Origin of the sequence: Sphingopyxis terrae subsp. terrae NBRC 15098 (assembly GCF_001610975.1) — a bacterium.
Taxonomy (GTDB): Bacteria; Pseudomonadota; Alphaproteobacteria; order Sphingomonadales; family Sphingomonadaceae; genus Sphingopyxis; species Sphingopyxis terrae_A.
Map to the genome: position 1 here is coordinate 501,011 of NZ_CP013342.1, position 24,150 is coordinate 525,160.

General features: G+C 66.5%; 24 protein-coding genes. 17 read left to right on the plus strand and 7 right to left on the minus strand.

The features are described 5' to 3' along the window. Positions 1–80: 80 nt before the first annotated feature. Positions 81–2,075, plus strand: coding sequence for a lipoxygenase family protein (locus tag AOA14_RS02390; RefSeq protein ID WP_062900625.1), 1,995 nt, complete (start codon positions 81–83; stop codon positions 2,073–2,075). Between the two features lie 157 nt (positions 2,076–2,232). On the opposite strand, the gene purC is transcribed toward AOA14_RS02390, so the two are convergent. Then, a complete protein-coding gene (gene purC / locus AOA14_RS02395; protein WP_003040316.1) occupies positions 2,233–3,012 on the minus strand; it encodes a phosphoribosylaminoimidazolesuccinocarboxamide synthase in 780 nt (259 codons plus the stop codon). Positions 3,013–3,246: 234 nt separating this feature from the next. Here purC and AOA14_RS02400 point away from each other — a divergent pair, with 234 nt between their 5' ends. The 3 genes from AOA14_RS02400 (at position 3,247) to AOA14_RS02410 (ending at position 6,842) form a co-directional block, all read left to right on the plus strand. Then, positions 3,247–4,170: a crotonase/enoyl-CoA hydratase family protein gene (locus AOA14_RS02400; RefSeq protein WP_062900626.1), complete on the plus strand. Its 924-nt coding sequence runs from the start codon at positions 3,247–3,249 to the stop codon at positions 4,168–4,170. Positions 4,171–4,457: 287 nt separating this feature from the next. Further along, positions 4,458–4,856, plus strand: coding sequence for a DUF3597 domain-containing protein (locus tag AOA14_RS02405; RefSeq protein WP_062902969.1), 399 nt, complete (start codon positions 4,458–4,460; stop codon positions 4,854–4,856). A gap of 129 nt (positions 4,857–4,985) precedes the next feature. Beyond that, positions 4,986–6,842 carry a DUF885 domain-containing protein gene (locus tag AOA14_RS02410; protein ID WP_062900627.1) on the plus strand — a complete coding sequence of 619 codons (1,857 nt, stop codon included), beginning with the start codon at positions 4,986–4,988 and terminating at the stop codon, positions 6,840–6,842. A gap of 70 nt (positions 6,843–6,912) precedes the next feature. On the opposite strand, the gene AOA14_RS02415 is transcribed toward AOA14_RS02410, so the two are convergent. The 3 genes from AOA14_RS02415 to AOA14_RS02425 are packed head-to-tail and all read right to left on the minus strand — an operon-like array spanning position 6,913 to position 9,409. After that, positions 6,913–7,269: a hypothetical protein gene (locus AOA14_RS02415; protein ID WP_062900628.1), complete on the minus strand. Its 357-nt coding sequence runs from the start codon at positions 7,267–7,269 to the stop codon at positions 6,913–6,915. A 37-nt stretch (positions 7,270–7,306) separates the two neighbouring features. Then, positions 7,307–7,759 (minus strand): hypothetical protein, encoded by a 453-nt coding sequence (locus AOA14_RS02420; protein ID WP_062900629.1) that lies wholly within the window; start codon positions 7,757–7,759, stop codon positions 7,307–7,309. Between the two features lie 48 nt (positions 7,760–7,807). Next, complete coding sequence (locus AOA14_RS02425; protein WP_062900630.1) at positions 7,808–9,409, minus strand: phosphoenolpyruvate carboxykinase; 1,602 nt, start codon at positions 9,407–9,409, stop codon at positions 7,808–7,810. A gap of 246 nt (positions 9,410–9,655) precedes the next feature. On the opposite strand from AOA14_RS02425, the gene AOA14_RS02430 reads away from it, so the two are divergent. The 8 genes from AOA14_RS02430 to AOA14_RS02465 all read left to right on the plus strand — a co-directional run bounded on the left by AOA14_RS02430 (position 9,656) and on the right by AOA14_RS02465 (position 15,725). Continuing rightward, positions 9,656–10,366 carry a response regulator transcription factor gene (locus AOA14_RS02430; RefSeq protein WP_062900631.1) on the plus strand — a complete coding sequence of 237 codons (711 nt, stop codon included), beginning with the start codon at positions 9,656–9,658 and terminating at the stop codon, positions 10,364–10,366. Beyond that, the gene (locus AOA14_RS02435; protein ID WP_409372276.1) at positions 10,356–11,948 is read left to right on the plus strand and encodes a sensor histidine kinase; all 1,593 of its coding nucleotides are present in this window, start codon (positions 10,356–10,358) and stop codon (positions 11,946–11,948) included. The genes AOA14_RS02430 and AOA14_RS02435 overlap by 11 nt, the downstream gene beginning before the upstream one ends. Positions 11,949–12,007: 59 nt before the next feature. Beyond that, complete coding sequence (locus AOA14_RS02440; RefSeq protein ID WP_003040343.1) at positions 12,008–12,454, plus strand: HPr kinase/phosphorylase; 447 nt, start codon at positions 12,008–12,010, stop codon at positions 12,452–12,454. Continuing rightward, on the plus strand, positions 12,451–13,389 hold the full coding sequence (gene rapZ / locus AOA14_RS02445; protein WP_062900633.1) for an RNase adapter RapZ: 939 nt from the start codon (positions 12,451–12,453) through the stop codon (positions 13,387–13,389). The genes AOA14_RS02440 and rapZ overlap by 4 nt, the downstream gene beginning before the upstream one ends. Positions 13,390–13,427: 38 nt before the next feature. Further along, on the plus strand, positions 13,428–13,832 hold the full coding sequence (locus AOA14_RS02450) for a PTS sugar transporter subunit IIA (protein WP_062902970.1): 405 nt from the start codon (positions 13,428–13,430) through the stop codon (positions 13,830–13,832). Then, on the plus strand, positions 13,829–14,107 hold the full coding sequence (locus AOA14_RS02455) for an HPr family phosphocarrier protein (protein WP_003040349.1): 279 nt from the start codon (positions 13,829–13,831) through the stop codon (positions 14,105–14,107). Before AOA14_RS02450 ends, AOA14_RS02455 begins: the two co-directional genes overlap by 4 nt. A 4-nt stretch (positions 14,108–14,111) precedes the next feature. Beyond that, positions 14,112–14,942, plus strand: coding sequence for a TrmH family RNA methyltransferase (locus AOA14_RS02460; protein WP_062900634.1), 831 nt, complete (start codon positions 14,112–14,114; stop codon positions 14,940–14,942). Positions 14,943–15,014: 72 nt separating this feature from the next. Continuing rightward, complete coding sequence (locus AOA14_RS02465) at positions 15,015–15,725, plus strand: META domain-containing protein (protein ID WP_062900635.1); 711 nt, start codon at positions 15,015–15,017, stop codon at positions 15,723–15,725. A 37-nt stretch (positions 15,726–15,762) separates the two neighbouring features. Here the strand turns inward: AOA14_RS02465 and AOA14_RS02470 are convergent, their stop codons facing one another. The 3 genes from AOA14_RS02470 to AOA14_RS02480 all read right to left on the minus strand — a co-directional run bounded on the left by AOA14_RS02470 (position 15,763) and on the right by AOA14_RS02480 (position 20,024). Next, positions 15,763–17,118, minus strand: coding sequence for a DNA recombination protein RmuC (locus AOA14_RS02470; RefSeq protein ID WP_062900636.1), 1,356 nt, complete (start codon positions 17,116–17,118; stop codon positions 15,763–15,765). Between the two features lie 85 nt (positions 17,119–17,203). Further along, on the minus strand, positions 17,204–18,835 hold the full coding sequence (locus AOA14_RS02475) for an alkaline phosphatase D family protein (protein ID WP_062900637.1): 1,632 nt from the start codon (positions 18,833–18,835) through the stop codon (positions 17,204–17,206). A 55-nt stretch (positions 18,836–18,890) separates the two neighbouring features. After that, positions 18,891–20,024 (minus strand): DUF3667 domain-containing protein, encoded by a 1,134-nt coding sequence (locus AOA14_RS02480; protein WP_062900638.1) that lies wholly within the window; start codon positions 20,022–20,024, stop codon positions 18,891–18,893. Between the two features lie 79 nt (positions 20,025–20,103). Between AOA14_RS02480 and AOA14_RS02485 the strand changes: the two genes are divergently transcribed. The 5 genes from AOA14_RS02485 to AOA14_RS02505 are packed head-to-tail and all read left to right on the plus strand — an operon-like array spanning position 20,104 to position 24,146. Continuing rightward, positions 20,104–21,399 (plus strand): glutamate-5-semialdehyde dehydrogenase, encoded by a 1,296-nt coding sequence (locus tag AOA14_RS02485; protein WP_062900639.1) that lies wholly within the window; start codon positions 20,104–20,106, stop codon positions 21,397–21,399. Continuing rightward, complete coding sequence (locus tag AOA14_RS02490) at positions 21,363–22,058, plus strand: nicotinate-nucleotide adenylyltransferase (RefSeq protein WP_062900640.1); 696 nt, start codon at positions 21,363–21,365, stop codon at positions 22,056–22,058. Before AOA14_RS02485 ends, AOA14_RS02490 begins: the two co-directional genes overlap by 37 nt. Further along, positions 22,055–22,465 carry a ribosome silencing factor gene (rsfS, locus tag AOA14_RS02495; RefSeq protein ID WP_082819794.1) on the plus strand — a complete coding sequence of 137 codons (411 nt, stop codon included), beginning with the start codon at positions 22,055–22,057 and terminating at the stop codon, positions 22,463–22,465. Before AOA14_RS02490 ends, rsfS begins: the two co-directional genes overlap by 4 nt. A 32-nt stretch (positions 22,466–22,497) precedes the next feature. Further along, positions 22,498–22,926, plus strand: a complete 429-nt coding sequence (locus AOA14_RS02500) for a 23S rRNA (pseudouridine(1915)-N(3))-methyltransferase RlmH (protein WP_003040374.1) — start codon at positions 22,498–22,500, stop codon at positions 22,924–22,926. Next, entirely contained in the window at positions 22,923–24,146 is a 1,224-nt protein-coding gene (locus AOA14_RS02505; RefSeq protein ID WP_062900641.1) for a murein hydrolase activator EnvC family protein, read from the plus strand. Before AOA14_RS02500 ends, AOA14_RS02505 begins: the two co-directional genes overlap by 4 nt. Positions 24,147–24,150 lie beyond the last annotated feature (4 nt).

A 24,150-nucleotide genomic window follows, 5' to 3' on the forward strand; every position in this document is an offset into this window, starting at 1 on the left:
CGCCCCCTCCCTGCGGCATGCCAAAAATTAACCATGTTCTGCGATCCCTCGCGCCGCGTTCATGTCGCAGGAGCTTTCGCATGTCCTTCCCTTCGCCCGATTTCACCGCCCCCAGCCAGATCGACGGCGCAATCCTTCCGCCCGCCGCACCCAGTCTGCCGCAGCAGGACACGCCGGCGGAGCAGGCCGCGCGTGCCGCGCAACTCGCTGCGACGCGGCAGGTCTATATGTGGACGACCGACGAGCCGTCGCTTCCCGGCGTTCCGCTCGCGACCGATGTGCCCAAACAGGATATGCCGACGATCGCCTGGTTCGCGATCCTGATCGGCGTCGGGCTGGCGATCGTGCGCAATGCACTCGCGGTGAAGCTGGACGGCGTCGACAAGGGCGAACTCGATACCCCGCGCAGCACCTATGAAGCCGCGCTGGCCGAATGCGACGCGATCGAGCTGTCGACCGCGCGCATCGCGGCGGGCCATGCGATGAAGGATGGCACGTCGCTCCTCGGCCATTTCGTCGATGAGGTCGAACATGTCGTGGCCGCGGTCGAAGCCGACACGCAGCTTGCGAAGCTGGAGGCGCATCGCCAGCGGATCGAAGCGCTGATCAAGGTCAGCGCGGCCGAAGTGGCGGGCCTCGGGGGAAGCGCGCCGCGCAGTCTCGACGCTTATCGCGCCCTGTTCCGGACGCTGCCCGTTCCCGGTGTCGCCTATGATTTTCAGGACGATGCCTGTTTCGCGCGGCTGCGCGTTCAGGGACCGAACAATATGCTGATCGCCGCGGCGGGCGACGCGCTCCCGACCAATTTCCCGCTCAGCCCCGCGCGCTATGCCGCGGTGGTCAATGGCGACACGCTGGACGCCGCGCTTGCCGAGCGCCGGCTGTTCCTGCTCGACTATGCCGAACTCGCAGTGCTGACGCCGGGCACCTACGGCAGCCTTGCCAAATATGTCTGGCAGCCGATTGCGCTGTTCGCGGTGCCGCCGGGCGGATCGGCACTCGTTCCGGTCGCGATCCAGTGCGGGCAGGATCCCGCGCTGCATCCGATCTTCACGCCCTCGGCCGCCGCCGATGCGCAATGGGGCTGGGAGATGGCGAAGCTGGTCGTTCAGGTCGCCGACGGCAATTATCACGAACTCTTCACGCATCTGGCGCGCACTCATCTGGTGATCGAGGCTTTCGCGGTCGCCACGCACCGCCATCTGGCCCAGGCGCATCCGCTATGGGCGCTGCTCGTTCCGCATTTCGAAGGGACGCTGTTCATCAACGATCAGGCCGCGACCTCGCTGATCGCCGCGAACGGGCCGATCGACCATATTTTCGCAGGCACCATCGCATCGAGCCAGGCCGCGGCGGCCGACGACCGACTGGCCTTCGACTTTTACGGCAAGATGCTGCCAGCCGATCTGGCCGCACGCGGCGTCGGGACCGGATCGACGCTCGCCGACTATCCTTATCGCGACGACGCGCTGCTGGTGTGGAATGCGATCCGCGAATGGGCGCGCCAATATGTCTGGCTCTATTATACCGACGATAACGCGGTTGTCGGCGACACCGAACTCGCCGCCTGGGCCGACAGCCTGGCCGGCGAAGCGCGGATCAGCGGCTTCGGCCCGATCGCAACGCGCGACCAGCTTGCCGATGTCTGCACGATGGTGATGTTCACCGCGAGCGCGCAGCATGCCGCGGTGAATTTCCCGCAAAAGGACATCATGGCCTTTGCGCCCGCCGTCACCGGTGCGGCGTGGCAGGCGGCACCCGACCGCGAGCGCGGACTGGACAAGCCGGGCTGGCTCGCGATGATGCCACCGATGGCGCTGGCGCTCGAACAGCTCAACGTGCTCGAACTCCTGGGTTCGGTGCATTACCGCCCGCTCGGCGACTATCGCAGCAACAGCTTCCCCTACCCGCCCTGGTTCCAGGACCCGCGCGTCACCGCGCCCGAGGGGCCGCTCGCGTGGTTCAAGGGGGCGCTGGCCAATGTCGAAACCGCGATCGCCGCGCGGAACGCGCAGCGGCGGCAGCCCTATCCCTATCTGCAACCCAGCCTAATTCCGACGAGCATCAATATCTGAGGCAGCGTCAACGACAAAACTTCGTCATGGCGAGCCCGGCAAGGCCGGGTGAAGCAATCCAGAGCGGTTTACGCGCGCTCTGGATTGCCGCGTCGCCCTCGGCTTTTCGCTATGGTGCCGCTGTAAACGCTCAGGCGCGCGCGGAGTCGGGGCGGCCTTAGCTGCCCTTCTTCTTGCGGTGCGTTTCGAGGTCGAGCACCGCATTGTCGCCGCCTTCGGGCATCAGGCCAAGGCGCCGCGCAACTTCCTGATAGGCTTCGACTTCGCCGCCGAGGTCGCGGCGGAAGCGATCCTTGTCGAGCTTTTCATTGGTGTTCATGTCCCACAGGCGGCAGCCGTCGGGGCTGATTTCGTCGGCCAGGATGATGCGGCTGTAATCGCCGTCGTAGAGCCGTCCGAATTCGAGCTTGAAGTCGACGAGGCGGATGCCGACCGCCGCGAACATGCCGCTCATGAAATCATTGATGCGGATCGCCATGTCCTGAATGTCGTGCAGTTCGTCCTGGCTGCACCAGTTGAAGCAGGCGATATGTTCTTCGGCGACCAGCGGATCGCCAAGCGCATCGTCCTTGTAGCAATATTCGATCAGCGTGCGCGGCAGCGGTGTTCCTTCCTCCAGCCCGAGGCGCTTCGACAGCGTGCCCGCCGCGACATTGCGCACGATCACCTCGATCGGGACGATCTCGACTTGACGGATCAGCTGTTCGCGCATGTTGAGGCGGCGGATGAAGTGCGTCGGCACGCCGATATTGCCGAGCAGCGTGAAGACATGCTCCGAAATCCGGTTGTTGAGCACGCCCTTGCCGTTGATCGTGCCGCGCTTTTGCGCGTTGAACGCGGTCGCATCATCCTTGAAATACTGGATCAGCGTGCCCGGTTCGGGGCCTTCGTAAAGGATTTTCGCTTTGCCTTCGTAGATCTGGCGGCGACGGGCCATGGCGCAAACACTTTCTGCCGGAACCAAAAGAATGACCCCGGCGAAAGCGACTCAGACAGAGCCGCGGCGCCGGGGCGATGGCGGCCCTATAGCGGCAAAGTGACGGCGCGTCACCCGTCCGTGTCGCGGGCCGGCCAAGCCTAAAACCGCATCTTTACGCTTACGTCCACGTAAACTTATGCTTGCACTCGCACGCCGCGCTTGCGACGCTGGGGCGAAGCAAGGGAGAGAGCCATGGGTTTCGAACAGATTCGTCTCGACAAGCATGAGGGTATCGCGCTGCTGACCCTCTATCGCCCCGACCGCATGAACGCCTTCACCGGCGAGATGATGCAGGAAATCATTACCGCGCTCGACGAATGCGATGCCGATGATGGCGTCCGCGCGGTGATCTTCACCGGTCACGGCGAAAAGGCCTATTGCGCAGGCGCCGATCTGGGCGCGGGCGCCGCGACCTTCGATTATGACAAGCGCGCCGACAAGCAGGCGCTGCTGCCCGACGGCACCCCGGCCAGCCCGATCGGCGAAGACGGCACGATCAACTGGTCGCACCCGCTGATCCGAGATGGCGGCGGCCGCGTGTCGATGCGCATATTCGAAGCGAAAAAGCCCGTCCTCGGCGCCATCAATGGCGCCGCAGTCGGCATCGGCGCGACGATGACGCTGTCGATGGATGCCCGGCTGGCGAGCGACAATGCCCGCTACGGCTTCGTCTTCGCGCGCCGCGGCATCGTCCCCGAAGCGGCATCGAGCTGGTTCCTGCCGCGCCTCGTCGGCATCCAGACCGCGCTCGACTGGTGCTATTCGGGCCGGCTGATCCCCGCCGCCGAAGCGCATGAAAAGGGGCTGGTCCAGTCGGTCCATACGCAAGGCGAGCTGGTCGACGCTGCGATCGCCAAGGCGCGCGAGCTGACCGGCGACAGCGCTCCGGTATCGGTCGCGCTGACGCGGCACATGATGTGGCGGATGCTCGGCGCCCCGCACCCGATGAGCGCCCACCGCTGGGACAGCCGCGTGATCTTCGCCCGCGGCCGCAGCCCCGATGCAGCGGAAGGCGTGACCAGCTTCCTCGAAAAGCGCGCGCCCAACTTCACCGCCAGCGTCTCCAATGACTATCCAGCGTTCGGGGAGTTCGAGGACGCACCGCCCTATAGCTGAGGCGACAGGCACGTCGTGTCAGGGCCGTTCGGGCTCTGACCCCGGCGTTCCGGCGCTAGCCCCAGCACGCGTACCATCGCCATTTGATGCCGCCGACCGGCTGCAGAATGTCGGTGAGATTCATGCAAATTCTCCCACCGCGGCGCGGGATCGAACTCAGCCGATGGGGGTTGGTATAGCAGCGCGGGCACCGAGGGGGAGCGGTTCATTCTCCTGTCATCCACCCGCCGCATAAATGAGTCTGGCGCGCTTCGAGCGAAGCACCGGGCCAAAGTGGGAGCATGAACATGAGCATTTTCAGCAAGATAAAAGACGCGATCTTCGGAAAGAAGGCCGAAGTCGCTACCCCCGCTCCAGCGACACCGGCAGCCCCCGCCGAGGTACCCGCTGGCCCGGCCGCGGCCGCGGCGCCCACTGCCCCGATCAGCGAAGTCGATGTCGAGGCGATCCTCGCCACCGAAGCCGCCAAAGTGGCACAGCCGCTCAGCTGGCGCACTTCGATCGTCGACCTGATGAAGCTGCTCGACATCGATTCGAGCCTCGCCAATCGCAAGGAGCTGGCGCAGGAACTGGGCTATACCGGCGAACTCAACGGCAGCGCCGAAATGAATATCTGGTTGCACAAGGCCGTGATGCGCGAACTTGCGGCGAACGGCGGCAAGGTTCCAGCCGACCTGACCGACTGACAAAGCGCCGATAATTTTCGACCGGGGCCGGGCGCACGGGGTGCGTTTCCGGCCCCTTTCGATTGACCCGGGGCCGCAGCGGCTCCAAATGATTTCTTCAGAAACGAGAATATCCAGGGGAGCCGCCGAATGCCCGAAGCCTTTGCCACGCCCGTCAGCCGCCGTCAGACGATTGCTACCCTAGGCGCCGGGGCCGCGGGGCTGGCCTTGGCTGCTCCGGCCCGCGCCTTCGCGTCCGCGGTCAGCGGCGATGGCGCGGCGGGCGCCGACGCACTGCTGACCTCGATCGCCGACAATCTCCTCGCCCATTCGCCCGAAGGTGCTACCTCGCTCGGCATCGATACCGGCGCGCGCGCCGCGATGCGGGCGCAGCTCGGCGATCGATCGGCGGCGGGGCAGCAGGCTCTGGCGGCGACGCTGAAGGCCGATCTGGCGCGCGTTCGCGCCTTCGACACGGCAGGGCTCGACCATGCGACACGGACCAGCCTTGCGGTCGTCGACAGCGCCTATGACGTCGCGCTCGCCGGCTTCGCGCAGCCCTATGGCGATGTCGCGGTGGGCGGTTGGCGCAACACGCCCTATGTCGTCATCCAGAATGTCGGCGCCTATCTCGACGTGCCGAAATTTCTCGACAGCGACCATCCGGTCAAGGCCAGCGCCGACGCCGAGGCCTATCTTGCCCGCCTCGCCGCCTATCCCGCCGCGCTCGACGGCGAAACCGAACGGCTCAAGGCTGCCGCCGCCCAAGGCCTCATCGCCCCGGCCTTTCTGATCGACAAGGCGGTCAAGCAGTTGGAGGCGAGCCTTGCCGACGCCCGCGAAGGCGGCGGGCTGGTCGAGAGCCTCGCGTCCCGGACGCGCGAACAGAATATTGCGGGGAACTGGGGTCCGCGCGCCGAGACGATCACGCGCGAGACGGTGGTACCGGCGCTCGAACGCCAGCTTGCCGAACTCAAGGCGCAGCAGCCAAAGGCGACGATGGACGCGGGCATGTGGGCGCGTCCGCACGGCGACGAATTCTATGCCTGGGCGCTGCGCGCATCGACCACGACGCGGATGACCCCCGATGAGGTTCACAAAATGGGTCTGGAGCAGCTCGAAGAGCTGCACGGGCGGATGGACCCGATCCTTCAGAAGCTCGGTTATACGCAAGGGTCCGTCGGCGACCGGATGAACGCTCTGGCGAAAGACCCGCGCTTCAAATTCCCCGACAATGACCAGGGCCGGGCCGAGATCGTCGCCTATATCCAGAGCTGGCTGAACAAGATTCGCGCCCAGCTGCCGCGCGCCTTCCGCACGATGATGAAGGGCAATGTCGAGGTGAAGCGCCTGCCGCTCGCCGAAGAACCTGGCGCGCCCGCGGCCTATGGCGGTGCCGGATCGATCGACGGATCGATCCCCGGCCGCTTCTGGATCAACCTGCGCACGACCGATCTGCACAGCAAATATTCGCTCCCCGACCTCGCGATGCACGAGGCGATCCCGGGCCATGCCTGGCAGGGCGAATATGCCAACAAGATGCCGCTGATCCGCTCGATGCTCGCCTTCAACGCCTATTCCGAGGGCTGGGCGCTCTATGCCGAGCAGCTTGCCGACGAGCTGGGGCTTTACGACGATTTCGAGGTCGGACGGCTCGGCTATCTTCAGTCGATCGCCTTTCGCGCCTGCCGCCTCGTCGTCGATACGGGGATCCACGCGAAGCGCTGGACGCGCGAGGAGGGCGTGCGCTTCTTCGTCGAACGCAATGGATCGAACCCGCTGGAGGTCGCGAGCGAAGTCGATCGCTATTGCAGCTGGGTCGGGCAGGCCTGCGGCTACAAAGTCGGCCACAGCGAAATCGTCCGCCAGCGCGGCCGCGCACAGACCGCGCTCGGTGCGAAGTATGACCTGCGCGATTTCGACGACACCGTCGTGCTCGGCGGTAATGTGCCGCTCGACGTTCTCGCGAAAAATGTCGACGAATATATCGCGGAAACGAAGGGATAGTGCCCGGAAAAAGGCAAGGCGATCCTTCGCTGACGCTATCGCCGACGGTAGGCGGACCTGACGGGTTCGCCTATTTCTTCCCGAACAGCGAGCCTGCGATGCCGCCCAGGTCGTTGAGCGGGTTGCCGTCGCGATCGCGGTCGAGCGCACCGAGAATGCCGGCGCCGCCGTCCTGCTGGACCATCTGCGCAAAGCGACCGAGCGAGCCTTCTCCGCCAATCTGGCCGATGATCTCCTGCAACTTGTCGAGCGGCAGGCCGGTGGTCGCGGCAGCGCCTTCGGCGGTGTCACCCTGCATCGGGTGATGCTTGGCGAGCGCGGCAATCGCCGATTCGACATGCTCGGGCGACAGACCGACCTTGGCGGCAAGGTTGGCCACCGTGTCGTTTCCGGAAATCTGTCCGAGAATATTGTCCAAGATGCTCATGGCTGCGCTCCTTCGCTTCGAGTCGGAACCGACGCTATCACGGCGCAGGCAGCGGCGCGAGGTCCGGCGGGACGAACCCGCGCCGCGCCGGCACCGAAAAGAGCAGGTCGCGGCTGTAGAAGCGCAGCGGCCAGTCGCGCGCGCCCATCGGCGATCGCAGCAACGCATTGACGCGGCTGGTCAGGCCCGTCTCCGCCGTTTCAGCGAGGAACAGCCGCACCCCCGCGACATAGGCGCGGGTGATGCTGTCGTGATAGCCCTGCGTGTCGTCGTTCACGCCGCCCACGCTTTCGTTGAAGCGGCGGATGATCGGCGCAATTTCGGCATCGACGTCGATGTCGGGGCGCTCGCTCAGCAACCAGAGGCACGCCGCCAGATGCGCCTCGTGCGTCCACGCCTCGCGCGGCAGGGTGCAGGCGAGCAGGCCTGCACCGATCGCGCGAATATCGGCATCGCGCTCGAACAGGCGCGGGGTAAAGTCGGTGGCCATGGGTCCAGTCCTTCCGGGTGAATGAGCACCCGGAAGTTTCCGGGTCAATCAGGCCGCGACGGCGGCCTGCGGTGCGGCGTTACGGACGCCCTCGTCGACATGGTCCGCAAATTGCGCGAAATTGTCGATGAATTGCTGCACCAGCGTTTGCGCCGTGCGGTCATAAGCCGCCTTGTCGGCCCAGGCTTCGCGCGGATCGAGCAGGCCCGAATCGACGCCGGGCACCGCAACCGGAACCATGAAGCCGAAATTCGGATCCTTGCGGAATTCCGCATTGTTCAGGCTGCCGTCGAGCGCCGCGTTGAGCAGTGCGCGGGTCGCCTTAATCGGCATGCGGCTGATCCCGTCCATCGTCGCCATGCCGCCGGTCCAGCCGGTGTTGACGAGCCAGCATTCGACGCCGCCCTTGGCGATGCGCTCCTTGAGGAGATTGCCGTAGACCGACGGATGACGCGGCATGAAGGGCGCGCCGAAGCAGGTCGAGAAGGTCGCCTCGGGCTCGGTCACGCCGATTTCGGTGCCCGCAACGCGCGCGGTATAGCCCGACAGGAAGTGATACATCGCCTGATCGGGGGTAAGCTTCGCGATCGGCGGCAGCACGCCATAGGCATCTGCGGTGAGCATGATGATATTCTTGGGCACCGGGCCCATATTCTTTTCCGACGCATTCGGGATGAAGTCGATCGGATAGGAGCCGCGGCTGTTTTCGGCGAGGCTGTTGTCGTCGAGGTCGAGTTCGCGCGTCGCGGGGTCGATCACCACATTTTCGAGCACCGTGCCGAAACGCTTCGTCGTCGCGTAGATTTCGGGTTCGGCCTCCGCCGACAGGCGGATCATCTTGGCGTAGCAGCCGCCTTCGAAGTTGAAGACCGCGGTGTCCGACCAGCCATGTTCATCGTCGCCGATCAGCGTGCGCGAGGCGTCGGCCGACAGCGTCGTCTTGCCGGTGCCCGACAGGCCGAAGAAAACCGCCGTATCGCCGTCGGCGCCGATGTTCGCCGAGCAATGCATCGGCATCACACCCTGCACCGGGAGGAGATAGTTGAGGATGCCGAACACCGACTTCTTCATCTCGCCGGCATATTGCGTGCCGCCGATCAGGATCAGCTTTTCGGAGAAATTGACCGCGATCACCGTTTCAGTGCGCGAACCATGCTTCGCCGGATCGGCGCGGAAGCTCGGCAGGTCGATGATAGTGTATTCGGTCGCGAAGGACGCCAACTCCTCGGCCGTCGGACGGCAGAGCAGCGTGCGGATAAACTGGCTGTGCCAGGCGAATTCGGTGATGACCTGCACCCCGACGCGATATTCGGGCTGCGAGCCGCCGAACAGCTGCTGGCGATAGACGCGGTCGCGCGACGCGAGATGGGCAAAGAAATCGGCCTTGAGGGCAGCGAAATGATCGGGCGTCATCGGCACATTGGTCTTGCCCCACCAAATGGTGTCTGCCGTTTCGGCGTCCTGGACGATGAACTTGTCCTTGGCGCTGCGCCCGGTGTGCTTGCCGGTTGCGACGACGAGCGGGCCGTCCTTGGCGAGCAGGCCCTCGCCATTGCGTACGGCATCCTCGACGAGCTGCGCGGTGCCCCAGTTTTCGGCCACATTCGCTTTGGTTTCGACGGTGTCGGTGCCGATCACAACCTTGGTCATTTGCTTCGCCTTTCCTCTGCGCCGCGCGCACCTTTGCATAGGTATGCAGGACATGCCATGCGAAAGCGATGGGCCCGCATGAACATGGGGTGCCGACGTCACGCCGATTCCGAAATCCCGGCCGCGTTAGCGATAGCCGAGGCCGAGGTCAAAAGATTAAAAGGTGAATCGTGGGCGGGACGTGCGCAGTTGTCGCTGGCCGGCAGATCGGCTAGTCCGGCGCCGGGTCCGCCCAATGGAAAGAGCATGACGGCAACCATCGCGCTGGTCGACGACGACCGCAACATCCTGCAATCCTTGTCGATCGCGCTTCAGGCCGAAGGCTTCGTCACGCGCGTCTATTCGGACGGCGAAGCCGCGCTGAAGCCGCTCATCGACAATCCGCCCGATCTGGCCGTCTTCGACGTCAAGATGCCGCGCATGGACGGGCTCGAGCTCCTGCGCCGCCTGCGCGAGAAAAGCCAGCTTCCGGTGATCTTCCTGACCAGCAAGGACGACGAGATCGACGAGGCGCTGGGGCTCGCGATGGGTGCCGACGACTATATCTCCAAACCCTTTTCGCAGCGGCTGCTGATCGCCCGCATCCGCGCGATCCTGCGCCGCGTCGACCTCAACCGCAATGCGGCGGCGGCGGACGACGAGCCTGCGGCCGAACCGATCGTGCGGGGCCGGCTCGCGATGGACCCGGCCCGGCACAAGGTGAGCTGGGGCGGCAAGGATGTGACGCTGACCGTCACCGAATTCCTGATTCTGGAGACGCTCGCCAGCCGCCCGGGCATCGTGCGCAGCCGCAACCAGCTTCTCGACGCGGCCTATCAGGATGATGTCTATATCGACGATCGCACCATCGACAGCCACATCAAGCGCCTGCGCCGCAAGTTCCGCGAGGTCGATTCGGACTTCGACGCGATCGAGACGCTCTATGGCGCGGGGTATCGCTTCTCCGATGATGGCTGACGCGTCGATTGCCGAACAGGAAGAAGCGCCGCTCGTCTGGTCGGCGCGCTGGTCGCTCACGACGCGCATCCTGGCCGTCAACATCCTAGCGATCGCGCTGCTGGCGGGCGGATTCTTCTATCTCGATACCTATCGCACCCGTCTCGTCGATACGCGCATTTCCGAAATGCAGGACCAGCTCGGCCTGCTCGACAGCGCGCTCGAGGCGGCGCGCCCCGACCAGCGTGCGCGGCTGATCGGCGAATTTACGCGCACAACCGAATCGCGGCTGCGCTTCTATGCTGCCGATGGCCGCAAGCTGTCCGACAGTTTCGATCATGGGCCGCCGACCTATACGCTGCGCGATCCCGATTTGCAGGCGTGGCAGCGCGATGCGGCGCGCGCGATGGACCGCGGCATCGACTGGATCGTCGGCGCGCCGAGCTACCCCGAATATACCGAACCGGCGCACGACACGCTCGCTGCCTGGCCCGAGGCCGAAGCGACATTGCGCAGCGGCGAAGCGCAGGCGCGATTCCGCTATGCCCCCGAACGCACCCCGCTGCTCAGTGCCACCCGCGTCGTCGATCTGGAGACGCCCGAGGTGATGCTGATGACGCTCAACGCGCGCGACATCACACGCACGGTGCGAGCCGAGCGCTTCCGCCTCGCGATCGTCATCGCGATGGTCGTGATCGCATCGGTCCTACTGTCGCTGTTTCTGGCGCGCACGATCGTCCGCCCGCTGCGCCGGCTGGCACGCGCGGCCGTTCGCGTCCGGCTGGGCCGCGCGCGCGAGGTGGTCGTCCCCCGCCTTCCGAGCCGCCGCGACGAGATCGGCACGCTGGCGCGCGCGCTGAGCGACATGACGCAGGCGCTGCGCGAGCGCATCGACGCGGGGGAACATTTCGCCGCCGATGTGACGCACGAGCTCAAAAATCCCATCGCATCGGTGCGATCAGCGATCGAAGGGCTGGGGCGCGTCACGTCCGACGCGCAGCGCACTCAGTTGCTCGCCATCGCGGACGAGGATGTCCGCCGGCTCGACCGCCTCGTCACCGACATCAGCGACGCAAGCCGGATCGACGCGCAATTGTCGCGCGCGTCTTTTGAACCCGTCGATGTCGGGCTGATGATCGAATCGATGCTCGCCGCGCGCTGCGCCCGCAACAGCCAAAGCGAAGATCGACCTCGCATCGCCTTTGCGCGGCCGCGCAAGGGGACGACTGCGGTGATGGGCGACGGCCATCGGATCGAGCGGGCGATCGACAATGTCATCGACAATGCGATCAGCTTCTCGCCCGCTGGCGGCCTCGTCTGTATCGCCGCCACCCGCCTGGGCGACGAGGTCCATGTGCGGGTCGATGACGACGGGCCGGGGATCGAACCGTCGCAGCGTGAAGCAATTTTCCGCCGTTTCCACAGCGAACGGCCGTCGGGGGAAGCGTTCGGCAAGCATAGCGGGCTGGGCCTCGCCATCGCGCGAACGATCATCGAGGGGCATGGCGGCACCATCTCGGCGCGCGACCGCGACGACGGCCGGCCCGGCGCCAGCCTGCTGATCACCCTGCCCGCGCGCGAAGGCTCCGATCCCACGGGCTGAATTTGCCGCGGGCGCCTATCGCCTTGCAGCCCCGCTTCGTCGCCGGTAAGCCTGCACCCATGTTCCCGAGCAGGACCAGGGCCGAGATCCACAATATCCATGCGAGCTGCGTGGCAGCAGGCAATGGCGGCGTCCTGATTCTCGGCAATTCGGGCCAAGGCAAGTCGGACCTTGCACTCCGCCTGCTCGACCGGGGCGCGCGGCTTGTCGCCGACGACCGCTGCGACATCTGGTACGAGCGCGGACGCCTGTGGTGCCGCCCGCCCGAAAATCTGGCTGGAAAGCTGGAAGTGCGCGGCATCGGCATCATCGAGCGACCGTGGACCGCTCCGGTGCCGCTGGCTCTCGCGGTCCGGCTTACAGACCATTATGATCGCATGCCCGCGGTGAATCAGGTCGAAATGGTCGTCGGCCATCCCCTGCCCGCGCTGCTGCTTTCGGCCTTCGAAGTATCGGCCCCGATCAAGATATTGCTCGCGCTCGAACGACTGGCGCCGGCTGCATGAGCGATCCCGCCGCGCCGCGTCTGCTGCTCGTCACCGGCCTTTCGGGCGCCGGCAAGTCGACCGTGCTCAAGGTGCTGGAAGATCTGGGGTGGGAGGTTGTCGACAATCTGCCGCTCGCGCTGCTCGACGCACTGATCGACGCGCCGGTGCAGCGCAGCGCGGCGAACCGGCCGATCGCGGTGGGCATCGACAGTCGCAGCCGTGGTTTCAAGCCGGCGCTGCTCGTCAAACGCATGAAGGAACTGCGCGAAGCGGGCGGGCGCGACATGCAGACGCTGTTTCTCGATTGCGCAGGCGCCGAACTCGAACGGCGCTTTTCGGAGACGCGCCGCCGCCACCCGATGGCGGAGGACCGCCCCGCCGCGGACGGCATCGCGCGCGAACGCGAGATGATGGAGCCGCTCCGCCGCTGGGCCGAGCATGTCATCGACACGACCAACTATACGAGCAACGATCTGCAGCAGGAGGTGCGCCAGCGCTTCGGCGGCGGCGGCGACGATGCACCGGTGCTCAACATATTGAGCTTCGGCTTCGCGCGCGGGTTGCCGCGCCACGCCGATCTGGTGTTCGACATGCGCTATCTGCGCAATCCGCACTGGGACGCGGCGCTGCGCCCGCACACCGGGCTCGACCCCGACGTCGCCGCCTATATTCGCACCGATCCCGCTTATGAAGCGACGGTGACGCAGATCGAAACCCTGCTCCTCACCCTGCTGCCGCGCTACCGCGCCGAAGGGAAAAGCTATGTCACCATCGCCTTCGGCTGCACCGGCGGACGCCACCGTTCGGTCCATGTCGCCGATCGGGTTGCCCGAACGCTACGCGCCGCGGGCCATGAGCCCACGGTGACCCACCGCAACCTTGACTCGGCCCCGCAAGATGGGCTTGAGGGCAAGCCCCCGCCCGCATCTCCCGCACCCGGCGGACAAACATAAGGGTCTCGCTTTTCATGCCCACCGATAAAGCCCTGCCGCTGCTCGGAATGGTTCTCGTCACGCACGGCCGCCTCGCCGAGGAAATGGTGACGGCGATGGAACATGTGGTGGGACCGCAGCGCGCGGTGGCGACTGTGTGCATCGGCCCCAATGACAATATGGAAGTGCGCCGCGGCGAAATTGCCGAGGCGATCCAGCGCGTCGACGAAGGGCGCGGGGTCGTCATGCTGACCGACCTGTTCGGCGGCACGCCGTCGAACCTTGCCATCAGCCTGCTGGAAAGCGGACGAACCGAAGTCATTGCCGGCGTCAACCTGCCGATGCTCATCCGGCTGGAAAGCGCGCGCAAGACGATGGACCTGCGTGCCGCGGTGATCGCGGCCAAGGAAGCGGGCCAGAAATATATTTCCGTCGCATCGGAAATGTTGGGGGTGGGGCCATGAACCAGATCAGCGAAACCGTAGAAATCACCAACCAGCGCGGCCTGCACGCCCGCGCCAGCGCCAAGTTCGTTACCTTCGTCAGCCGCCTGCCCGAAACCGTGTCGGTCGAGGTCGAAAAGGGCGGGTCGCGCGTTTCGGGATCGTCGATCATGGGATTGATGATGCTCGGCGCGGCGAAGGGCGACAGCATCACCATCCACACCAGCGGCGACGGCGCCGAAGCCGCGATGCTCAAGCTCGTCGGGCTGGTCAAGGACAGCTTCGGCGAGGATTGATCCGATGGCCCCGACCGGCCAGCAAAACGCCCGCCGTTCCCGAATCGAAAGCCTGTCGAACCCGCTCGTAAAGCGGATGCGGCTGTTGCGCGAAAAGCGGCATCGCCGCGCCGAAGGGCTGTTCCTGGCCGAAGGGCTGCGCATCGCGACCGAAGCGCGCGAGGCGGGCATATTGCCGCGCTGGCTGTTTCTGGCCGACGAGGGCGCCGCGCATCCGCTCGCGCGGACGCTGATCGACGCGACGCTGGCGAGCGGCGGAGAGGTGATCGACACGACGCCGGCAATCCTCTCCAAATTGTCGGGCAAGGACAATCCGCAGACGATCGTCGGCATCTATGCCGAGCCGCGGACCGCGCTATCCGACCTCGACCGCGACGCGGCGCCGATCTGGCTGGTTGCCGAACGGCTGCGCGATCCCGGCAATCTGGGCACCATGCTGCGCACCGGCGACGCGGTCGGCGCCGGCGGGTTGATCCTGCTCGGCGAATCGACCGATCCCTATGGTGTCGAAGCCGTGCGCGCGAGCATGGGGGCGATCTTCACCCAGCGGCTGGTGCAGGCCGAATGGGACGAGTTTCTGCCCTGGCTGCGCAGCGGGCGCGGCGAACTGGTCGCAACCTGGCTCGGCGACGACACCAAGGATTATCAGGCGGTGCGTTATGCCGCCCCCACCTTCATCCTGATCGGCAATGAATCGCAGGGCCTGCCGCAAGCCTATGCCGAAGCCGCCGACGTGCGCGTAAAAATGCCGATGATGGGCAAGGCCGACAGCCTGAACGCGGCCGTTGCGGCCGCGGTCATGGCCTATGAAGTGCTGAACCAGCAGCGAAGCTGAACGCCGGCCATGCAACCTGTTCAGCGGCCGGCCATTGGACCCGAGGTAACCGCCGCCGCGAAAGGATTTGTCATGAAGATGCTGCTTGTCCCCGCCCTCGCCGCCGCAGCGACGCTTGCCGGCTGCGCTGCCACCGGCACCGGACCCGCGACGCCCGCTCCGCCGGCCGAGGCCTATATGGCACTAGGGACCGAGCCGGGCTGGACGCTGGAAATCACGCCCGCGCGCCTTGCCTATAATGGCGATTATGGCGCGACGCGCATCGCGGTCGCCAACCCCGGCGCGCGGCCGAGTTTCAACGGCGAGCGCTATGTGACCGGCCGGCTGACCGTCGATGTGACGCACAGCGCGTGCAGCGACGGGATGAGCGACCGCCGGTATCGCGACACGGTGACCGTCACCGCCGACGGCAAGACGGTGAATGGCTGCGGCGGCGCGATCTTGCCGCCCGCCGACCTTACCGGCACCAGCTGGACCTTCGTGTCGATTGGTGGCACGCCGGTCGCCGCCGATCGCCCCACCGAGCTGTTCTTTGAGGGAGGACGGATGAGCGGCAGCGCGGGCTGCAATCGCTTCGGGGGCAGCTATGCCGTCAAGGACGGCATGCTGACCGCAGGACAGCTTGCGGCGACGCTGATGGCCTGCCCCGGCGCCGGCATGGCGCAGGAACGCGCCTTCTTCGACCTGATGAAAACGCCGGTGCGGCTGAGCTTCCCGTCCGACGGCACGATGGTGCTGACCGGCGAAAGCGGCCAGACGGCGGTGCTGAAGCGCGTAATCTGACGCGCCATATCGCTTCCGCCCGCGCGGGGGCGACAGGTCATTCGCTCGCGTCGTTTACCGCAGCCGGTGCCGCCGCAAGCTTCGCCAGCGGCCGCGCCGCCTGTTCGGCAACGGGCAGCACGGGAATTTCCTTGCCGCCCGTCTCGACGTCGAGCGCCTCGAAACGCTTCGCCTGCGTCAGCACCTGGCTTTCGAAGCTGCCCACAAAGGCGTTGTAGGCGCCGGTCGCCTGATCCAGATTCTTGCCGACGCGGGCGATATGCCCGCCCATCGTCGCCATGCGCGCATAAAGCTCCTTGCCGAGCGCGGCGATCTCGCGCGCCTGCCCCGCCAGCTTTTCCTGCCGCCAGACCGCCGCGACGGTGCGCGCAATCGCGATCAGGTTGGTCGGCGTGGCGAGCAGCACCTTGCGGTCGAAGGCATAATCCCAAAGCTCGGCGTCATGATCGAGCGCGGCGGCGAGGAAATGTTCGCCGGGAACGAACATCACCACATAGTCGGGCGTGTCGTCGAACTGGTTCCAATAGGCTTTGGCGCTCAGCGTGTTGACGTGCGCCTTCATCGCCGCGGCATGTGCGGCGAGATGCGCGGTCTTTTCGGCTTCGTCGACCGCGCCGAACGCGTCCTGATAGGCGTTGAGCGACACTTTGGCGTCGATGACCAGGCTTTGCCCGCCCGGCACCTTGACCACGACGTCGGGACGCAGCCGCCCGCCTTCGCCATCGGCGACGCTTACTTCGGTCTGGAAATCGGCATGTTCGGACAGGCCGCAGCTTTCGAGCACATTGCGCAGCTGTTGCTCGCCCCAGCGGCCGCGCGCCTTGGGCGCGTTGCGCAGCGCGTTGACCAGCTTCGCCGCCTCGCTCGACACGCGCTCGGTCCCTTCGCGCATGGCGGCGATCTGGCCGTGCAGCAGCCCGAAGGCGTCGCGACGTTCGGCCTCGACCTTGCCGACCGCCTCTTCATATTTGGCCAGCCGTTCGTGAACCGGCTGGAGCAGCGCCTTCAGATTCTGCCCCGCGCTTTCCTCACTCTGGCGGAACCGCTGATCGGCACGTTCGAGGAAGTTTTTCTGCGCCTCGCCCAGCATCGCCTGTCCGACCTCGCGGAATTGCGCGGTGAGCGCCGCCTGTGCCTCCTTGAGCTGCGCGATCTGCGCGTCGTGGGCCGCGTCGCGCGCCTTTTGTTCGGCGAGCAGCGACGCGAGCTGGATATCGGCGGCCTTGCGTGCCTCCGCTTCGGCGGCGAGATCGGTGACGGCGACCCTGAACCGTTCGGCGAGCCCGTCGCGTTCGGCCTTGAGCCCGCCCGCCTGCCGTCCAGCGAACAGCCAGCCGATCACGGCACCGACGACAAGGGCGGCAACGACGGCTAGGAGCAGGGGCAAGGTCATCTGCGGAACATAGGACGAACGCAGCGCGCTTGGCTAGCCGCTAATTTAGTGACCCGATCTGCCGGAGGCTCCCTCGCCCGGCGCGTCAGCCCTTGTCATAGGCATTGCGGCCGCGCGTCGCGGTCATCCGGTGCGACGAGGCGAGCGCGCGGTCGTGGCTGCGCACCGAGCTGACGAAATGCCAGTCGGCAGTGACACGCTCGGGCGTCAGCGCCACCGTCGCATAGCCGCGATCGCGCGTGTTCGCCCAGCGCAGCTGCGGCGACGTGGCGCGCAGGGCGGCGACCCGTATGTCGTCGGGGATGGCCGGCGTGTAGCTTTCGAACCCCGGCGAGGTGACGCTGTGTCCGCCGACCTCGATCCCCGCCGGTCGGCCGCCATGCGTCAGGTCGAAGGCCCAGGCATTGTGGCTGTCGCCCGACAGGGTGACGAGATTGGCGCCGGCGCGCTGCGCCGCGGCGAGCAGGCGGTCGCGCGCGGCGGGATAGCCGTCCCAACTGTCCATATTGAGCGGCAGCCCGGCCTTGGCGGCGAGCTGACCGATCTCGACCCGGCGCTGCACATAGTCGGGCAGGTTGGCGCCGAACCAGTTTTTCGATTCGGGCGGCGTGAACAGGCTGCCCATGACAATCTGCTGCGCGCAGACCTGCCAACGCGTGCCAGATTTCGCCGATGCCGCGAAGCCGTCGAACAGCCATTTTTCCTGCTCACTGCCCAGCAACTGCCGCGCTGGGTCGCGATAACCGGTTTCGGCAAATTGCTTGAGCGCGGCGGCCGCGTCGCCCTTGTCGGCAAGGATGTCGCCGATCTCGAACTGCTTGTCGCGCGCGGTGATGCGCGTTTCGGGCAGGAAGATCGTCGCCAGATCGCCGACCTGATAGCTGCGCCAGCGCGCGCCGCCGACCGGCATCCATTCGTCATAGGCGCGCATGGCGGCGGCTTCGCGCGCGCTCCAGTCGCCCTCGTCGGGTTGGTGGTTTTCGGCCCCGCCCTTCCAGGTGTCATTGGCAAATTCATGATCGTCCCACTGCGCGACGATCGGGAACAGCTGGTGAAGGCGCTGCAAATCGGCGTCGCTGCGATAGGCGGCATAGCGCAGCCGGTAATCGGCGAGCGCGATCAGCTCGTTCGAAGGCTGGATCAGGCGGCCGGGCACCGCCTCTTTCGCCGACGGATAGGTGCCGACCTTATATTCGTAGAGATAATCGCCGACGTGAACGACCAGATCGATGTCCGAACGGGCGGCCGCATGGCCATAGGCGTTGAACCAGCCGAAGGGCAGATTCGCGCAGGAGAACAGCGCCAGGGTGAAGGCGCCCGCTGCCCCTTCCGGCAAGGTGCGCGTACGCCCCGTCACCGACATCGTGCCGTCGGGCGCGACAAAGCGATAGAAATACCAGCGGCCGGGCTCGAGACCGTCGACGCGCAGCTTGGCGGTGTGATCCGCGTCGCCGGCGGCGGTGACGCTGCCGCCACCGACGATGCGCACGAAGTCGGCCGTGTCCGACACCTCGGCCGTCAGCGCGGTGTCGGCCGCAGCGGCATAGCGCGTCCATAGCAGCACCGACCGCGGACCGGGCTCGCCACTCGCGACCCCGTGGGTGAAGCCCTGTGCCGCCATCGCCTGCGCCGCGCCAGGCAAGGCCATGGCGGCAAGCCCTGCCGTGCCGAGCTTCATCAGCAGGCGGCGATCCATTTCGGCCCAAAGCTGGTGCATCGATTTTCCTCCCGTCTCGCCGGGTCTGTGCCCGGCTTTCATGACAATTATGCGCTCACCCGCTCATACCGAGCGCGAGCAACAGCAGCATGAAAGCGATGACCGCGAACAAGCTGAAGAAAAGCAGCAGGGTCGTCCGTGCAAGCGCACCGACGCGCGACGAGCGATAGGCGCCGCGAAGCTGGCGATACATGTGGAACGGAACATAGAGCATCGCGAAGAAGGTCGCGAGATCGCCCAGCAACGTCAGATTGAGCAGCCGCACCACGACGAAGAGTAGCAGCATGAAGCTGATCGAATAGGTGACGAAGACGAAATGGTCATAGGTGTGGAAACGCCGGCTGAACGGATAGAGCAGCCACATGAAGGGCAGCGACAACGGGATCAGCGCCCAGGCGAATTTATAGGCGTTGGCCTGCAATTTGTAGAGAATCAGCGCCGGGTTCGCGAACGCCTTTTGCAGACCATGGTCGATGAAGGGCACCCCCGTATCGACCTTGTTGCGCGTGACGAAATCGGCGCTGGTCTTCACCTGATCGACGGGGTTGTCGAGAACCGGCGGCCCCGCGGCGCGGTCGGCCGTGCGCTCATCCTTGCTGCGGCTCCGCGAAATGCCTAGATAGTCGGCACTTTTCTGAAGAGTGGCGCGCTCGTCCTGCAATTCCTGGCGCTGCGCCGCGGGGAGATCCTTTTTCGCAAGTTCGGTATCGATACGGTCGACCTCGACCTGCATGCTGTCCTTGATCGCGGCCGATCGCGTCTGTTCGGCCGCGGCCTTGTTCAGTTCCTCCCCGACACCGCCGCCCGCGCCGACCATCGCCAGCACCGCATACGTCAGGAACACCGCAAACAGGAACAGCGCCAGCGGCGAAATGAAGCTCGCCCGCTCGCCGTGAATGTAGCGGCGCGTCAGATCGCCAGGCCGCCATGTCAGGAGCGGCAGCGTGTTCCACAGCTTGCCCTCGAAATGAAAGATGGCGTGAACCAGATCATGTCCGATCGCGCCGAAGCTGCGATGGACATCGGCCTTCTGCCCGCAGCGGTGGCAGTGCGACCCGCGCAACACCGTCCCGCAATTGAGGCAGCGGGCGCCCGCGTGCGCGCTGCCTTCGCCATGCCCCGGCTCGATCGCGCGGCCTGCAAGCCCTGCCGTGATCGCCGCCCCGAATGCTTCGATGTCCCCGCTCATGCGCCCTGACTAGTGGGCCGAATGACCTCGTGCAACGGGGCTTTCGGGAATCACGCCAAAAGTGATATTGGCCCGTCGCATGAACGCTGAAACCTCCACAGCCCTCGGCGCCGCGCTGCACCATAACGACGCGGATACGCTGATCGCCGACATGGGCGCACGCGCACGCTTGGCAGCGAAGGCGCTCGCGGTGGCGACGACAGCCGAAAAGGCCAAGGCGCTGCGCACGGCTGCGGCCGAGCTGCGCGCGCGCGCCGCGACGATCCTGGATGCCAATGCGCGCGATATGGAGGCGGGGCGCGAAGGCGGCCTGTCGTCGGCGATGATCGACCGGCTGCGCCTCGACGAGAATCGGCTCGCCGCGATTGCCGACGCGGTCGAGGGTATTGCCGGCCTGCCCGACCCGGTCGGCGCCGAAATCGACCGGACCGAGCGCCCCAACGGCATGACGCTGGCCCGCGTGCGCGTTCCGCTGGGCGTCGTCGGCATCATCTATGAAAGCCGCCCGAACGTCACCGCCGATGCTGCGGCGCTGGGGCTGATGTCGGGCAATGCGGTAATCCTGCGCGGCGGCAGCGAGGCGGTTCACTCGAACCGAGCGATCCACGCCGCACTCGCCGCGGGTCTCGCCCAGACCGGCCTCCCCACCGATGCCGTGCAACTGGTGCCGACGCAGGACCGCGCCGCGGTGGGAGCGCTGCTCCGCGCGCAGGGCCTGATCGACATCATCATCCCGCGCGGCGGCAAGGGGCTGGTCGCCCGCGTGCAAGACGAGGCGCGCGTACCCGTGCTCGCCCATCTCGACGGGATCAATCATCTCTATATCGACGGCGCCGCCGATCCCGCCAAGGCGGTGGATCTTGCGGTCAACGCCAAGATGCGCCGCACCGGCGTCTGCGGCGCGACCGAAACGATCCTGATCGACCGGGCCTATCCCGCGCCGCTTGCCATCGTCGACGCGCTGATCGCCGCGAGCTGCGAAGTGCGCGGCGATGCCGCCATCGCGGCGCTCAGCTCCCATGTCACGCGCGCGAGCGCGACTGATTGGGACTGCGAATATCTCGACGCGATCGTCTCGATCGCCGCGGTCGACGGGATCGAGGGCGCGCTGTCGCATATCGACGCCCACTCCAGCCACCACACCGACGCGATCGTCACCGAGGATGTCGCGACCGCCGAGCGGTTCCTGTCCGAAGTCGACAGTGCGATCGTCATGCACAACGCCTCGACGCAATTCGCCGACGGCGGCGAGTTCGGCCTTGGCGCCGAGATCGGAATCGCGACGGGACGCCTCCACGCACGCGGCCCCGTCGCACTCGAAGGGCTCACCACCTATAAATGGCTGGTGCGCGGGAGCGGGCAGGTTCGACCCTGACCCGTCCGCTTACCACCGGCCTCCTCGGCGGCAGCTTTAATCCCGCGCATAGCGGGCACCGCGCGATCAGTCTTGACGCGATCGATGCGCTGAGGCTCGACGAGCTGTGGTGGCTCGTTTCGCCCGGCAATCCGCTCAAGGCGCAGGCGGGCATGGCGCCGCTTGCCGCCCGGTTGGCCTCGGCACAGCGCATGGCGCGGCGCTCGCCGATCCGCGCCACCGCGATCGAGGCCGAGCTGGGTACGCGCTATACGGTCGACACGCTGCGCGCGCTCATCCATCGCTATCCGAATCGGCGCTTCATCTGGATCATGGGCGCCGACAATCTGGTTCAATTGCCTCGCTGGCGCGACTGGCGGGAGATTGCGCGATTGATGCCGATTGCGGTTATCGCGCGTCCGGGCTATAATGGCCGCACCCATGCTGCAGAGGCGATGGGTTGGCTGCGGCGCTTTGTCCGGCCCGCGGACCAGAAACGTCTTTGGACAGACTGGAGACCGCCTGCCCTCGTGTTCCTGCGTTTTTCGCCCGATGTGCGATCCGCAACTGCAATACGGCAGGCCAACCCCCGCTGGTTCGAAAGCTATGCAGGCCGCGCGCTGCGCGACCCTGTCACGCATTCGCGGCTGGCCATGGATGAAAGGAATGAAACCGCTTGATAGCCGCCAGTAAGGATGCCGCGCCCGGCGCCGCGTCCGCACCCAAGTCTTCGGACGACAGCGTGGAAAGCCTCCACGCGCTGATCCTTCACCAGCTGGACGAGGATCAGGCCCAGGAAACCATTTCCATCCCGCTTGTCGGCAAGAGCAGCATCGCCGACCATATGGTGATCGCGAGCGGTCGGTCGACGCGCCATGTGTCGGCAATCGCCGACAAGCTGGCGCAGCGGATCAAGCAGGAAACGGGCCGGCCGGTCCGCGTCGAGGGGCTGCCCAATGCTGATTGGGTGCTGATCGACGCCGGCGACGTGATCGTCCACTTGTTCCGTCCGGAAGTTCGCAGCTTCTATAATCTCGAACGCATGTGGTCGTTCGGCGATGCACCGCCGGTTGCCGCGGTAAATTGACGCCTTTGCCTCGCTAACGTAGGCGAGGCGTCATGTTGCTGCACATCATCGCGCGCGGGCGCATCGGGCGCGGGCCCGAGGCCGAACTGGTCGAGCGCTATATGAAGCGCGTGACCTGGGCGCAGAAGATTTCGGAGCTTCCCGACACCGGCGGCCGCGTGCCCGCCGCACCCGTCGGCAGTCGCACCGTGCTGCTCGACGAAGGCGGCGAACAGATGTCGTCGCTCGAATTCGCCAAACTGCTGGAAAAATGGCGCGACGGCGGCGTACGCGAGGCACGATTCTGTCTTGGTGCCGCCGACGGCTTCACCCCCGACGAGCGCGAAGGGGCCGACAAGGTCATCGCCTTCGGCCGCGCGACCTGGCCGCATCTGATGGCGCGCGCGATGCTCGCCGAGCAATTGTGGCGCGCCACCAGCATCGTTGCGGGCCACCCCTATCACCGCGAAGGCCGCCAATGAGGGCCGCCTTGCTTGTCGTCGCCGCCTTTGCGGCGATCGCCGGCGGCGCGCTGGCGTTGGCGCAGAGCGACGTTTTCGATCCCGCCGCGATTGCGGCGCGCGAGCGCCAGCAGCTGCTCACCGCCAAGGCCCAGTCGGCCGCGGCAATGCGGCGCAGCGCGGTGCTTGAAGCGCAGGCAGGTGCCGCGCGCGACGAGGCCGACAGGCTGAAGAAACGCAGCGCCGCCCTCGCCGCGCGGATCCAGTCGGCCGAGGCCGACATCGACGCGGCGGAGGCGCGCGTCGCACTGGTCAGCCGCCGCCTTGCCGATCAACAGACGCGGCTCGCCGAACAACAGCAGCCCCTGCTCGCGCTCACCGCATCGCTCCAGCAATTGAGCCGCCGCCCGCCGGTGAGCGTGCTCGCGCAGCCGGGCTCGCTGCGCGACATGGTCCACGCGCGCGCCGTACTCGACGCGGTGATGCCGGTGATTCAAGAGCGCACCGCGGGAGTCCGGCAGGAACTCGCGCGGCTGCGCACTACGCAGCAGCAGCAACGCGTCGCGCTGCAGGCGCTTTCGGCAAGCAAGGCACAGCTTGCCGAGCGGCGCGACGCGCTGACGCGGCTCGAGAATGAAGGCCGGCTGCGCTCGCGCGACCTGATGAGCAGCGCGCAGCTCGAGGCCGACCGCGCGCTTGGTCTCGGCGAAAAGGCGCGCGACATCGTCGATCTGATGGACGCGCTGGAGGCCGACGCAGCGGTGCGCGGCGAACTCGCCGATCTGTCCGGGCCGCTTCCGCGCCCCGCCGACCCCGCCAGCGCGGCCCCGCAGGCCGCGCCCGTCGCGCCGGCCGCAAGCCGCGGCGCGGACCTCGGCGCGGGCGCCTATCGCCTGCCGGTCGTCGGGCGCATCGTTGCGGGGCTCGGCGAAGTGAATGACAGCGGCGTCCGCTCGCGCGGCATCACCGTCGCGACGCAGCCCGGCGGTCAGGTGGTCGCCCCCGCCGCGGGCCGCGTGAGCTTTGCCGGCGATTATCGCGGCTATGGCAAGATCGTCATCATAGACCATGGCGGCGGCTGGACATCGCTGATCACGGGAATGATCGCGCTGTCGGTTTCGGTCGGCGACACGCTGGACGCCGGGGCGCCGGTGGGCCGCGCGGGGTCGGACGACAGCCGCATCACGGTCGAACTGCGCCGCGCCGGGCGCCCCGTCGATCTGGTCGCGATGCTTGGCTGACGCC

Excerpts from the sequence above, each read along its gene's own strand:
- AOA14_RS02390 (WP_062900625.1), top strand. The coding sequence starts at position 81 with ATGTCCTTCCCTTCGCCCGATTTCACCGCCCCCAGCCAGATCGACGGC.
- purC (WP_003040316.1), bottom strand. The coding sequence starts at position 3,012 with ATGGCCCGTCGCCGCCAGATCTACGAAGGCAAAGCGAAAATCCTTTAC.
- AOA14_RS02400 (WP_062900626.1), top strand. The coding sequence starts at position 3,247 with ATGGGTTTCGAACAGATTCGTCTCGACAAGCATGAGGGTATCGCGCTG.
- AOA14_RS02405 (WP_062902969.1), top strand. The coding sequence starts at position 4,458 with ATGAGCATTTTCAGCAAGATAAAAGACGCGATCTTCGGAAAGAAGGCC.
- AOA14_RS02410 (WP_062900627.1), top strand. The coding sequence starts at position 4,986 with ATGCCCGAAGCCTTTGCCACGCCCGTCAGCCGCCGTCAGACGATTGCT.
- AOA14_RS02415 (WP_062900628.1), bottom strand. The coding sequence starts at position 7,269 with ATGAGCATCTTGGACAATATTCTCGGACAGATTTCCGGAAACGACACG.
- AOA14_RS02420 (WP_062900629.1), bottom strand. The coding sequence starts at position 7,759 with ATGGCCACCGACTTTACCCCGCGCCTGTTCGAGCGCGATGCCGATATT.
- AOA14_RS02425 (WP_062900630.1), bottom strand. The coding sequence starts at position 9,409 with ATGACCAAGGTTGTGATCGGCACCGACACCGTCGAAACCAAAGCGAAT.
- AOA14_RS02430 (WP_062900631.1), top strand. The coding sequence starts at position 9,656 with ATGACGGCAACCATCGCGCTGGTCGACGACGACCGCAACATCCTGCAA.
- AOA14_RS02435 (WP_409372276.1), top strand. The coding sequence starts at position 10,356 with ATGATGGCTGACGCGTCGATTGCCGAACAGGAAGAAGCGCCGCTCGTC.
- AOA14_RS02440 (WP_003040343.1), top strand. The coding sequence starts at position 12,008 with ATGTTCCCGAGCAGGACCAGGGCCGAGATCCACAATATCCATGCGAGC.
- rapZ (WP_062900633.1), top strand. The coding sequence starts at position 12,451 with ATGAGCGATCCCGCCGCGCCGCGTCTGCTGCTCGTCACCGGCCTTTCG.
- AOA14_RS02455 (WP_003040349.1), top strand. The coding sequence starts at position 13,829 with ATGAACCAGATCAGCGAAACCGTAGAAATCACCAACCAGCGCGGCCTG.
- AOA14_RS02460 (WP_062900634.1), top strand. The coding sequence starts at position 14,112 with ATGGCCCCGACCGGCCAGCAAAACGCCCGCCGTTCCCGAATCGAAAGC.
- AOA14_RS02465 (WP_062900635.1), top strand. The coding sequence starts at position 15,015 with ATGAAGATGCTGCTTGTCCCCGCCCTCGCCGCCGCAGCGACGCTTGCC.
- AOA14_RS02470 (WP_062900636.1), bottom strand. The coding sequence starts at position 17,118 with ATGACCTTGCCCCTGCTCCTAGCCGTCGTTGCCGCCCTTGTCGTCGGT.
- AOA14_RS02475 (WP_062900637.1), bottom strand. The coding sequence starts at position 18,835 with ATGCACCAGCTTTGGGCCGAAATGGATCGCCGCCTGCTGATGAAGCTC.
- AOA14_RS02480 (WP_062900638.1), bottom strand. The coding sequence starts at position 20,024 with ATGAGCGGGGACATCGAAGCATTCGGGGCGGCGATCACGGCAGGGCTT.
- AOA14_RS02485 (WP_062900639.1), top strand. The coding sequence starts at position 20,104 with ATGAACGCTGAAACCTCCACAGCCCTCGGCGCCGCGCTGCACCATAAC.
- AOA14_RS02490 (WP_062900640.1), top strand. The coding sequence starts at position 21,363 with ATGGCTGGTGCGCGGGAGCGGGCAGGTTCGACCCTGACCCGTCCGCTT.
- AOA14_RS02500 (WP_003040374.1), top strand. The coding sequence starts at position 22,498 with ATGTTGCTGCACATCATCGCGCGCGGGCGCATCGGGCGCGGGCCCGAG.
- AOA14_RS02505 (WP_062900641.1), top strand. The coding sequence starts at position 22,923 with ATGAGGGCCGCCTTGCTTGTCGTCGCCGCCTTTGCGGCGATCGCCGGC.